Consider the following 11,641-nt stretch of genomic DNA (forward strand, 5'->3'; position numbering starts at 1 on the left):
GTCGACCGGTGGATCACAGGGGTGGGCACAGCCCACGACGGCGGGTACCGCAAAGCATGAGGGCAACCACGCCTACGGCCGGCGCACAGCGCAGCGCTAGGGTGCCAGACATGAGCGATCACGCCGTGCTCCACGTCAAGGGCCGCGTACTCGTCGGCCCAGAGGACGTCCGCGACGAACTCTGGGTCATCGGCGGCCGCATCGCGTACGAGCGCCCCGACGGCGCCCGCGACGTCCGGACGGTGGAGGGCTGGGCCCTCCCCGGCCTCGTGGACGCCCACTGCCACGTCGGCCTCGACACCCACGGCCCCGTACCCGAGGACGTCTCGGAGAAGCAGGCGCTCACCGACCGTGACGCGGGCACGCTCCTGATCCGCGACGCCGGCTCGCCCTCCGACACCCGCTGGATCGACGACCGCGACGACCTCCCGAAGATCATCCGCGCCGGCCGGCACATCGCCCGCACCCGCCGCTACATCCGCAACTTCGCGCACGAGATCGAACCCGACGAGCTCGTCGCCTACGTCGCCCAGGAGGCCCGCCGCGGTGACGGCTGGGTCAAGCTCGTCGGCGACTGGATCGACCGCGACGCCGGCGACCTCACCGCCTGCTGGCCGCGCGAGGCCGTCGAACCGGCCATCGCCGAGGCCCACCGGCTCGGCGCCCGCGTGACCGCGCACTGCTTCGCCGCCGCCTCGCTCCGCGATCTCGTCGAGTCGGGCATCGACTGCATCGAGCACGCGACGGGCCTGACGGAGGACCTCATCCCGCTGTTCGTGGAGCGGGGCGTCGCCATCGTGCCGACCCTGGTCAACATCGCCACGTTCCCGCGCCTCGCGGACGGCGGCGAGTCGAAGTTCCCGCGCTGGTCGGCCCATATGCGCCGGCTGCACGAGCGTCGCTACGACACCGTGCGCGCGGCCTACGACGCCGGGGTGCCCGTCTACGTCGGCACCGACGCGGGCGGCTCGCTGGCCCATGGCCTGGTCGCCGCCGAGGTCGCCGAGCTCGTCACCGCGGGCATTCCGCCCGTCGAGGCCCTCTCGGCCACGGCGTGGGGCGCCCGGAAGTGGCTGGGCCGCCCGGGCCTCACGGAGGGCGCCCCGGCGGACCTCGTGGTGTACGACGGCGATCCGCGGGCCGACGTACGGGTGCTGGCCGCGCCGCGTCGGGTGGTGCTGAACGGGCAGGTGGTGGGCTAGCCCACGCCCTTCGGGGACTTTCGGGGGTTTCCGGGCGGGCTGTCCGTTACGTGGTCCAGGTGGCGCAAGGGCACGTACGTGCCGCAGGAATCGAAGAGATGCGCGGAAAACCCACTTTGGAGTGAACTGGCTCAAGGTAGCTGACCGTTCACGTGCTGTGGGGGTGAAGATTCCCGCATCGGCGTCGTCGGTGCGCTTGCCGAAGTCCCCATGGCGGGTCGCCCGACGGCGCCGTACAACCCCATGCCGTCTCCGGCATGTGCGTCAACTCTTCATGTCTTCCTGTCTCTTGTAGGGGTCCCACCACCTTGAACAGCTACTCGTTCCGCATGCCCGCGCGCCGTCTCACCGCCGCCACCGCCGTCGGCGTACTCGCCGCGGGCCCCGCCGTCCTCGCCTCGGCGGTCCCCGCCCATGCGACCGGCGGTCACGGAGGCAAGTCGAGTGCCGTCGTGCTCCGCACCGGCCTCGACGTCTCCCTGCTCAACAAGTCCGTGAACGTCCCGCTCACGGTCTCGCTCAACGAGGTGCACGCCCCGCACAGCGCCGAGAAGACCGCGCTCACGGCCCAGTTGGACGGCGTCGACGGCGGCAAGCCGTTCAGCGTCCTGCGCGCGGACGTGGCCACCGCCAAGGCGACGGTCGACGAGCACAAGGCCGAGGGGTACACCAACCTCGCACACGCCAAGGTGCATGTGCCGGGGCTGCCGCTGCTGTCGTTGATCGAGGTCGAGAAGGTGACCTCGAAGGCGGTGTGCGAAGCCGGGAAGCAGCCAGTCGCCGAGTCCAACGTGCTGGGCGCGGTCACGGTGTTCGGCAAGAAGGTGACGCTGACCGCGGGCGGCACGACGGAGGTGAAGGTGCCGGGTGTCGGCGAGGTGCGGCTCGACCTCTCGAAGAAGCACACGACGACGCACACGGCCGCTGCCACCGCGCTCGAACTCAAGGTGTCCGTGAATCCGTTGAAGCTCAACGTCGCCGAGGTCGAGGGCACCGTGACGCTGGCGGGCGCCACGTGCGAGGCGCCGTCCGCGCCTGCGGCCCAGGGGTCCGACGACCAGTCGTCCGGAGCGGGCGAGGACGCATCCGGCACATCGGGCGACGAGCAGGACGTACAGGCGCAGGGGGCTGCCGGCGAACCCGTGGAGCAGGACCTCGCGGCGACCGGAGGCAGCTCCGCGACGCCGTACATCGCGGGGGTCGCGGCCCTGTTGGTGGCTGCGGGCGGCGGTGCGATCGTGCTGACGCGGCGGCGTCGGCGGGGGTGAACCGCGGGCCGCGGGCCGGCCCTGGCCGGCCCGCGGAGCGGGCGGGACAGTCGGCGCCGGCACCCAGGGCCCGTCGCGGGGGCGGCGGGTGCCAGGCCGTGCCGGCGCTGACGTCCGGCGGCCGGAGAACTGGATCGCCGGGAGCGGGCCGATGTCCGATGGTCGGGCCCGTTATCAGGCGGGCGGCGGGCTGGAGGGGGGCCCGCCGCCGGTTCTGTGGGCAGTCGTTCCTCCCCAAGCTACCGCTGGGGGTGCCCGGAAGGACTCCCTACACGCAGCCGGCCTACGGCCGCAGCGGCGGCCCGCGCACCCCGACAGGTGGGGCTATAGGCCCACCCGGCTCAGTCCTGAAGCGCCTTCCCCAAGGCAAGCAAGAACGCGTCCGTCGTCGCGCGGTCCCGGACCGCCAGGCGGAGCCAGTCCGGGCCCAGGCCCGGGAAGGTGTCGCCCCGGCGGGCGGCGAAGCCGAGGTCGCGCAGGCGGTCCCTGATCCGGTCTGCGCCGGGAAGACGGACGAGTACGAAGGGACCTTCGGCGGGGCCCACGACCTGCCGTACCTCGTCGAACTCGCACAGGCCCGCGACAAGGTGGGCGCGGTCAGCGGCGATGCGGCGGGCGGCCCGCTCCGCCTCGGCCAGTGCGGCCGTCTCGCAGCACGCCTCGGCGGCCGCGAGCGCGGGGGACGAGACGGGCCACAGCGGCTGGGCGCGCTCCAGGGTGCTGATCGTCTCCGGGTCCGCGAGGACGTAGCCGATGCGCAGGCCCGCGAGGCCCCACGTCTTCGTGAGGCTGCGCAGCACGACCAGGCCGGGGACGTCCGTGCGACCCGCCAGTGCCCCCCGCTCGCCCGGAACCGCGTCCATGAACGCCTCGTCGACCACCAAGGTCCGTCCTGGGCCAGCGAGTTCAGCGATGAGTGCGGCCGGGTGCAGCACGGATGTCGGGTTCGTCGGGTTGCCGATCACGACCAGGTCGGCGGCCTCGGGGACGGCCGCCGGGTCCAGGCGGAAGCCGTCCTCCTCGCGCAGCAGTACCCGGCCGACGCTGTGCCCGGCGTCGCGCAGAGCCGCCTCCGGCTCGGTGAACTGCGGGTGCACCACGACGGGGTGGCGGGGCTTCAGCGCCCGGGCGAGCAGTACGAAGGCCTCCGCGGCGCCCGCCGTCAGCAGTACCCGCTCCACCGGCAGCCCGTGCCGCTCCGCCACCGCGGCGCGCGCGGCCCGGCCGTCCGGGTAGGCGGCCAGCGAGTCGAGGGATGCCGCGATGCGGGCCTTCAGCCAGTCCGGCGGGGTGCCCGCCCGTACGTTCACCGCGAGGTCTGTGAGCTCGGAGGCGCCGCGTACCTCCGCGTCCCCGTGATGCCGCAGATCCGGCCCGTCGGCGTCAGTGGGCGTGTGCATGGCCGCCATGGTGGTGATGTCCGTGTCCCTGGTGGTGGTGATGGTGGTGGCCGTCGTCGTCGGGGTGGAAATGCGGCTGCTGGGGCAGGCCCACCTTGTCCTCGAAGCCGGGCAGCGCTATGCGGTACACGCACGAGTCGCAGTTCATCCGCAGATCGCCCTTGACCGCCTCCTCGTAACGCTCCATCACCAGGTCGAGCAGCTCCTCCTCCGGGCCGATGACGTCGGCCGAGCGCACCTCGATCTCCGGGTGCGCCGCCGCCCAGCCCTCCGTCTGCTGCCACACCCTCTCCGGCAGGATGCCGGTGAAGAGGAAGTAGGGAAGTACGACGATGCGGCGTGCGCCCAGCTTCGTGCATCGGTCCAGGCCCGACGGCACGTCCGGCGCCGCCAGCGACACGAACGCCGTCTCCACGCCCGCGTACCCGCGGCCCTCCCACAGAAGCCGCGCCGCCTTGTGCACCTCGGCGTTGGCGTCCGGGTCGGTCGAACCGCGGCCGACCAGCAGTACGGTCACGTCGGCGCGGTCCGCGGGCGTACGGGCCGTACCGCCCAGAGCCTCGTCGAGCCGCCGCTCGAGGACGGCGAGCAGGGAGGGGTGCGGGCCGAGCGGGCGCCCGTAGGTGTACGAGATGCCGGGGTGCCGCTCCTTCTCGCGGGCCAGGGCCGCCGGGATGTCGCCCTTGGCGTGCCCGGCCGACACCAGCATCAGCGGTACGGCCGCGAACCGGCGTACCCCCTGCTCCACGAGCTCGCCCACCGCCTCCGTGAGCGGGGGCGGCGACAGCTCGATGAATCCGCCCGCGACGGGCAGTTCGGGGTGGCGGCGGCCCAGTTCCCGTACGAAGTCGCGGAAGGCTTCGGCGCCTGCCTCGTCCCGGGTGCCGTGGCCGGCGATGAGCAGAGCGGGCGGGGTGGTCACGAGTTCTCCTTCGAAGCCTCGGGTGAAGCGAGTGAAACTGGTGTAACAGGGTGGTACAGCAGGGCGTTGAGCGCCGCAGCGGCGACCGCCGATCCGCCCTTCTCGGAGATGTTGCTGACGGCGGGCAGACCGCTCTCGCGCAGCGCCGCCTTGGACTCCGCCGCGCCGACGAACCCGACCGGCAGGCCGATGACCAGCGCGGGCGCGGCATCGAGGGTGAGCAGCTCCTCCAGGGCGGTCGGCGCGCAGCCGATCACCCACAGCGCACCCGGACCGACCTGCTCGTACGCGAGCCGGACGGCGTGCGCCGAACGCGTCAGCGACGGTGTCGCCCTGGCGTCCTTCAGCCGGCACACCGTCTCGCGGCGCGTGATGCCCGCCGCGACCATCTCCACGTCGACCACGACCGGCGCTCCGGCGTGCAGCGCGGCGTGCGCCTTCTCCAGTGCGCTCTCGTCGGTGACGAGGTCGGTCGCGTAGTCGAGGTCGGCGGCGGAGTGGATGACCCGCTCCACGACCGCCCGCGTCAACGGCGGGAAGTGCGAGGTGTCGAGCCGGGCGCGCAGCCGCCGGAACGACTCCTGCTCGATGGGATGGACGACGCGGTTCACTCGGTCCCCTCCTGCCAGCGGTATCCGCGCGGCGTGACCATGCGGCCCGCGATCTCACGGGTCGCCGTGTTGCCGACGGTCACCACGGTCATCATGTCGACCGTCGCCGGGTCGAGTTCGGCCAGGGTGGTCAGCCGGCTCGACTCGTCGGTGCGCGAGGCGTTGCGTACGACACCGACGGGCGTCGTCGGCTCCCGGTGCTCGGCGAGGATCGCGAGCGCCTTCGGCAGTTGCCAGTCGCGGCTGCGGCTGCGCGGGTTGTAGAAGGTGACGACGATGTCCGCCTCGGCCGCCGCCCGCACCCGCCGCTCGATGACCTCCCAGGGAGTGTGCAGGTCGGAGAGGCTGATGGAGGCGTGGTCGTGCCCGAGGGGGGCACCAAGGATCGCCGCGGCAGCGAGCGCCGCTGTCACGCCCGGTACGCCCACCACGTCGATGTCGTCGGACGCCTCGGCGAGTGCGGGCGACGCCATCGCGTACACGCCCGCGTCACCGCTGCCGATCAGCGCGACGGCCTGCCCGCGCCGCGCCTCCGCCACGGCGGTACGCGCCCGCTCCTCCTCCGCGCCGAGACCCGATTCCAGGATCCGGGTGCCGGGCCGCAGCAGATCGCGGATCTGGTCCACGTACTGGTCGAGTCCGACGAGGACGGACGCCCTGCGCAGCTCGTCCTTCGCGCGGGGTGTGAGCAGATCCCGCGCACCGGGCCCCAGCCCGACGACCGCGAGCCGCCCGCGCGCCGGCCTGCGCACGACGGCACAGGTGGCCATGGCGGGCCGACCGTCGGATCGCGTGGACTTCCGCTTGGGCACAAGGAGTTCACCCCCGCGTACGAGGGCTGCGGCCTCCGCCACGGACGGGGTGCCGATGGCGGCGAGGGGCGCCCCCGACGGATTCGGCACGTCGACGGCCGCCAACTCGTCGGCGCCGTACGTCAGGACGGGCACCCCGAGCCGCCGGGCCGCCTCGACGACCCCGGGCTCGCCGGCCTTGGCATCGACGGTGGCCAGCTCGGCGATGGAGAGGGGGGAGAGTCCGGCGTCACGGAGGGCGGTGTGGATCAGGTCGAGGATCTCGTCGGCGGGTGCGCCTTTGGACGCGCCGACTCCGACGACGAGGGTGGGGGGCCGGAGGACGACTTCACGGTCGCCCGGATCGCGGAGCCGATCGGTGACGCGAATCGCTGACCGTGGTGGGCGCTCGTCCCCCACCGCTGTGGGCAGTGTCACGTTGGACGGCAGGGCAGGCAGAGGCCACGTCACCTCCGCCTGAAGGGCAACGGGCTCCCCGTCGAGCATGGCCCGAGAAACGCCCGCAACGTCCCCCTCAACGGGGCACCCAAGGGTGTCGAGGCCAGGCACCCCGACGGAGTCGGTCGCGGTGGTCACGACGGGGTGCGCACCAAGAACCTCGCCCACTTCCTGGGCGAGTCGGTTGGCGCTACCGCCGTGTCCCCCCACGAGGGACACGGCAAACCGCCCCGCCTCGTCGACACACACGACCCCGGGGTCGGACGCCTTGTCGCCCAGCAAAGGGGCGACAAGCCGAACCACGGCCCCCGTGGCAAGGAAGCACACAAGCTGCTCACACTCACCGAAGGCCCGCCGCACGGCGTCCCCAACGGCCCCCTCGTACACCCGGGTCCGTCCGGGCCACGCGGCCGCCAGCCGCTCACAGCCCACGGCACCAGCCGCCGTCGCGGAGATCAGGCCGATCACTGGGACACTCCTTCAGCACGCGCTGCAGGATGCGTGCCCCACAGCAGAAAAACTGGATTGGTCGCCGCGAGCCGGGTCACATCACCCGGCAGCGGCACAAGCCGGGACGAGGACAGCAGCACCCCGTCGCAGACGAACCCGGCCCCGGTCAGGGCGGCCCGCGCCGCCGGCACCCGGTCCAGCGCGGCCATCGCCACGACCACCGCGCGCCGCGCCCGCCGCGCGCACGCGGTGACGATCGCGGGCAGCTCCCGGCCCCCGCCGCCGACGAACACGGCGTCGGGATCCGGGAGATCGGACAGTACGGTGGGCGCCGCGCCGTGCACCGCCTGCACATCGACGCCGTGCGCCGCGGCGTTGGCCTCGATACGCGCGATGCCGTCGACCGTCTTCTCCACGGCGACGACGGCCGCGCCGAACCGCGCGCACTCCACGGCGACCGAGCCCGAGCCGGCCCCCACGTCCCAGACCAGGTCGCCGACGCGCGGCCCCAGCCTGGCCAGCGCCAGCGCCCGTACCTCGAACTTGCTGATCATCGAGTCGCGGTGCTCGAACTCGTCCTCGTCCAGCGCCCATCGCACGGGTCCGGGCCGAGGCCCCGCGACACTTCGCATGGGCGCGAGGGCGCGGGACTGGTCCAGGCACAGGACCACGTTCACCGCCGGACCCCAGTCGCGCGCGGCGGCCTCGGCGGGCGTGACCCGCTCGATCCATTCGTGCCCGGGGTCACCGAGCGCGGTCGCGACGACGAGGGTCCGCCCCCGCGAGGAGCGAGACGAGGAGCGGGCGAGCGCGGCGCCCAGCTCGGCAGGTCCCGCGCCCGGACCGGTCAGCACCGCCACCTTCGGATGCGCCCGGCAGACGTTCACCGCCGTCCGCAGATCGCGACCGTGCGCGCTCACGACCACCGCGTCGTCCCACGGCAGCCCGTTCCGCGCGAACGCGGCCGCCACCGACGAAACCCCCGGCCGTACGTCGAGCGCCGCGGACCCGAACCGCTCCGCCAGCGCCCGTACGATCCCGAAGAACCCCGGATCGCCCGAGGCCAGCACGACGACGCGGCCGGCGGCTCCGGGCCGCTCCCGGTACCCCTTCAGGCACTGCTCGACCGTATCCAGGGCCGGCGCCAGCGGACCCAGCACGATGCGCTGCGCCCCGTCCGGCAGCGAGTCCGAGGCCGCGTCGAGATGACGGCGCGCGCCGACCACCAGAGCGGCGCCGGCCAGGGCCGCCTCGGCGTCCGGCGGCAGCGGCGCCCCCGTGCCCGTACCGACGACCGTGATCACACTCATGGCGTCGCACCCTGCGTACGACGGTCCTGTGCCCGAAGGGCCTTGCGGGCCTCCGGATCAGCCTTGCGGAAGCCGTGGAAGTGGCCGGGGTGGTAGAGGTGCGAGCGGGTGCCGTGCGCGTCCAGTGCCGGGCCCACCAGGAACAGCGTGTGCTTCCACAGCTTGTGCTCCTTGACCGTCTCCTCCAGCGTGCCGATGGTGCACGTGAGGACGAGCTCCTCCGGCCAGGTCGCCTGGTACGCGACGACGACCGGCGTGGTCGTCGGATAGCCGCCCTCCAGCAGCTCCCGCACCAGCTGGCCGCTGCGCGCGGCCGACAGGAACAGCGCCATGGTCGTGCCGTGCCGCGCGAACTCCCGTACCTCCTCGCCCGGGGGCATCGGCGTCTTGCCTCCGCCGAGGCGCGTGAGGATCACGGACTGGGCCACCTCGGGGATCGTCAGCTCGCGCTGCGCGATCGCGGCGACCGCCGAGAACGACGAGACACCCGGCACGATCTCCGTGTCGATGCCGATCTCCGCACACCGGTCCACCTGCTCCTGCGTGCCGCCCCACAGTGCCGGGTCGCCCGAGTGGATCCGCGCCACCTTCAGGCCCTCGGCGGCGGCCCGCTCGTAGACGGCGACGACGTCTTCGAGGGACATCGTCGCCGAGTCGAGGATCTCGGCGTCCACGCGCGCGTGCTCGAGGACCTCGGCCTGTACGAGGCTCGCCGCCCAGATGACGACATCGGCGTCCGCGATGGCGCGCGCGGCACGGATCGTGAGCAGATCGGCGGCGCCGGGTCCGGCACCGACGAAGGTCACCTTGCCGGCGTTGGCATCGGCCACATCGGCCACATCGGCCATGGGATGTCGTCCTCTCGGGTTGTTCAGGTGAAGCAGGGAGCGTGGCGAGGTCACAGCTTTCCGCCGCGGCCGCCGTCGCGCCGCGCGGGCGCGATGAGCGTCGAGAGGTACGGCAGGACCGCGTCGGCGTCCAGCTCGGAGGCCTTCCTGATGGACTCCTCGGGCAGCCCCAGCGAGGACCCCCACACCGCGTCGTCGATCCGTCCGGTCTCGCGCAGCGCGGCCGCCACCTCGCCGGCGAGCCGCCCGAACTTGTACGCCACGACGGTGCCGGGCCCGGACAACGCGTCCTTGAGAACAGCCGAACCGGCCGTGACGGGCACGAGCGTCAGCGGCTCCGTGCCCTCCGTGAGCACCGCGCCCGACCGTGCCGCGAGGTCCTGCATGGCGGTGATCCCGGGCACCGTCTCGATCACCGTCCCCGGCACCGACTCGGTGATGGTCTGCGCGAGATACGTGAAGGTGGAGTACACGTTCGGATCGCCGATCGTGGCGAATGCGACCGTGCCGTGCCGCCGCAGCAGCGCGGCCACCTGTTCGCCCGCCGCGTCCCAGGCGGCCTCGCGGCGGGCCCGGTCGGTGCGCTCGTTGAGGGCGAAGACGACGCGTACGACCTTCTCCTCGGGGACGTAGTGGAGCACGGTCGCCTCGGCGCGCCCCGGCTCGCCGCCGTCCCGCCCGTCGGGCGCGGCCATCACGGGTACGACGACGGCGTCGGCGGCGCGCAGGGCGTTGACCCCCTTGACGGTCACCAGCTCGGGGTCGCCGGGACCGACCCCCACTCCGATCAGCCTGCTGCTCATGAGCCAACGCACCTCTCGACGAACCGACGGGCGACACCGGGCTCGGCGGCCCAGTGCGTATGCAGATAACTGGCGTGGACGCCCTGCTGGACGAAGCCTTCGACGCGGCGTTCGGCCGCCGCGGGGGCGGTGAACCCCCAGGCGGGAGCCGCTCCGGCCCCCGGCTCCAGCACCGTGCGGTGGAACTCGTGCCCGCGCATCCGCGTACCGGCGGCCGCGAGCACACTGTCGGACACCGCCACGGCCTCCCGGTAGCCGAGCGTCAGCCGCTCGGACATCCGGGCATCGGCGTCCAGGACACCGCACATCGGCTTCCCGTCCAGGGATCGGGCGAGATACAGCAGCCCGGCACACTCGGCGGCGATGGGCGCCCCCGACCGCGCCAACTCGGCAACGGCCTTCCGCAACGCCTCGTTGGCGGACAGCTCGGGCGCGTACACCTCGGGGAAGCCGCCCCCGATGACAAGCCCGTCGGTGCCCTCGGGCAGTTGCTCATCACGAAGGGGGTCGAAGGTGACGACTTCGGCGCCGGCGGCGGCGAGCAACTCGGAGTGCTCGACGTAGGAGAAGGTGAAGGCGGCCCCGGCGGCGACGGCGACACGAGGCGGTTGCACCGGTTGTGGGCAGGCGTTCCGCAGGGCGATGGGGGTACCTCCCATGCCCTTAAGGCAATGGGGGAGAGTGGGCACAACCGGCCCACGATCCGCACCCGACAGACCGGCCTTGGCCCGCGAAACGGGGTCCGGGGCGGAGTCCCGGTTACGGGAAGGGGCGCCCGCGCGCGGAGCGCGCTCAATGGGCACAGCGGGGAGAGAGCCGCCGCAGGCCACAACCTCAGCCGGATCCCAAGCCGCACCCGACAACGCCGGCGCACTGCACGCCAACGCGAACAACCCCTCCAGATCACACCCTTGCCGAACCTGTTCGGCAAGGGCCCGCACAGAGTCCACGGCTTCGCCGTGCCGCTCGGCAACCGGCACGAGCCCCAGATGCCGAGAAGGCGTCCGCACCTGGCGGGCACGCCGCAGCGCCCCCAGCACCGGCACCCCCGCCCCGTCCAACGCCTCCCGCAGAAGCTCCTCGTGCCGCTCAGACCCCACCTTGTTGAGGATCACGCCCCCGATCCGCACCTCCGGATCCCACGAGGCGAACCCGTGCACAAGCGCGGCAACCGATCGCGACTGAGACGACGCGTCGACGACGAGCACGACAGGCGCCCGCAACAACTTGGCTACCTGGGCGGTCGAGGCAAGCTCACCACACCCGGACGCCCCGTCGTACAGCCCCATCACACCCTCGACAACAGCGAGATCGCACCCACGCGCCCCATGCGCGAACAGGGGCGCGATCAGCTCGGGCCCGCACAGATACGCATCAAGATTCCGCCCAGGCCGCCCCGTCGCCAGCGCGTGGTACCCGGGATCGATGTAGTCGGGCCCGACCTTGTGCGGCGACACGGCGAGACCGCGTTCCGCGAACGCCGCCATCAGCCCCGTGGCCACGGTGGTCTTGCCGCTGCCGGACGAGGGAGCGGCGACGACAAGCCGGGGCACACGGCAGCCCGAGCCGCTCCCCAC

10 protein-coding genes are annotated in these 11,641 nt (G+C 73.0%); 2 read left to right on the top strand and 8 right to left on the bottom strand.

All coding sequences use genetic code 11. The features are described 5' to 3' along the window. Positions 1–110 precede the first annotated feature (110 nt). Positions 111–1,202 carry an amidohydrolase family protein gene (locus tag H1D24_RS21920; protein WP_181659334.1) on the top strand — a complete coding sequence of 364 codons (1,092 nt, stop codon included), beginning with the start codon at positions 111–113 and terminating at the stop codon, positions 1,200–1,202. Between the two features lie 308 nt (positions 1,203–1,510). Next, on the top strand, positions 1,511–2,470 hold the full coding sequence (locus tag H1D24_RS21925; protein WP_181659335.1) for an SCO1860 family LAETG-anchored protein: 960 nt from the start codon (positions 1,511–1,513) through the stop codon (positions 2,468–2,470). 341 nt (positions 2,471–2,811) lie between these two features. Here the strand turns inward: H1D24_RS21925 and cobC are convergent, their stop codons facing one another. The 8 genes from cobC to H1D24_RS21965 all read right to left on the bottom strand — a co-directional run bounded on the left by cobC (position 2,812) and on the right by H1D24_RS21965 (position 11,641). Further along, positions 2,812–3,879, bottom strand: a complete 1,068-nt coding sequence (gene cobC / locus H1D24_RS21930) for an Rv2231c family histidinol phosphate aminotransferase CobC (RefSeq protein WP_181659336.1) — start codon at positions 3,877–3,879, stop codon at positions 2,812–2,814. Beyond that, positions 3,854–4,792, bottom strand: a complete 939-nt coding sequence (locus H1D24_RS21935; protein ID WP_181659337.1) for a sirohydrochlorin chelatase — start codon at positions 4,790–4,792, stop codon at positions 3,854–3,856. The genes cobC and H1D24_RS21935 overlap by 26 nt, the downstream gene beginning before the upstream one ends. Further along, positions 4,789–5,403, bottom strand: a complete 615-nt coding sequence (locus tag H1D24_RS21940; protein WP_181659338.1) for a precorrin-8X methylmutase — start codon at positions 5,401–5,403, stop codon at positions 4,789–4,791. Before H1D24_RS21940 ends, H1D24_RS21935 begins: the two co-directional genes overlap by 4 nt. Continuing rightward, complete coding sequence (gene cobJ, locus H1D24_RS21945) at positions 5,400–7,121, bottom strand: precorrin-3B C(17)-methyltransferase (RefSeq protein WP_181659339.1); 1,722 nt, start codon at positions 7,119–7,121, stop codon at positions 5,400–5,402. Before cobJ ends, H1D24_RS21940 begins: the two co-directional genes overlap by 4 nt. Beyond that, positions 7,118–8,407 carry a precorrin-6y C5,15-methyltransferase (decarboxylating) subunit CbiE gene (gene cbiE, locus H1D24_RS21950; RefSeq protein ID WP_181659419.1) on the bottom strand — a complete coding sequence of 430 codons (1,290 nt, stop codon included), beginning with the start codon at positions 8,405–8,407 and terminating at the stop codon, positions 7,118–7,120. The genes cobJ and cbiE overlap by 4 nt, the downstream gene beginning before the upstream one ends. A gap of 2 nt (positions 8,408–8,409) precedes the next feature. Next, positions 8,410–9,243, bottom strand: coding sequence for a precorrin-4 C(11)-methyltransferase (cobM, locus tag H1D24_RS21955; protein WP_181659418.1), 834 nt, complete (start codon positions 9,241–9,243; stop codon positions 8,410–8,412). Between the two features lie 68 nt (positions 9,244–9,311). Beyond that, a complete protein-coding gene (cobI, locus tag H1D24_RS21960; RefSeq protein ID WP_181659340.1) occupies positions 9,312–10,064 on the bottom strand; it encodes a precorrin-2 C(20)-methyltransferase in 753 nt (250 codons plus the stop codon). Then, complete coding sequence (locus tag H1D24_RS21965) at positions 10,061–11,641, bottom strand: cobyrinic acid a,c-diamide synthase CobB (RefSeq protein ID WP_181659420.1); 1,581 nt, start codon at positions 11,639–11,641, stop codon at positions 10,061–10,063. The genes cobI and H1D24_RS21965 overlap by 4 nt, the downstream gene beginning before the upstream one ends.

Source organism: Streptomyces himalayensis subsp. himalayensis (genome assembly GCF_013778455.1).
Lineage (GTDB): Bacteria > Actinomycetota > Actinomycetes > Streptomycetales > Streptomycetaceae > Streptomyces > Streptomyces himalayensis.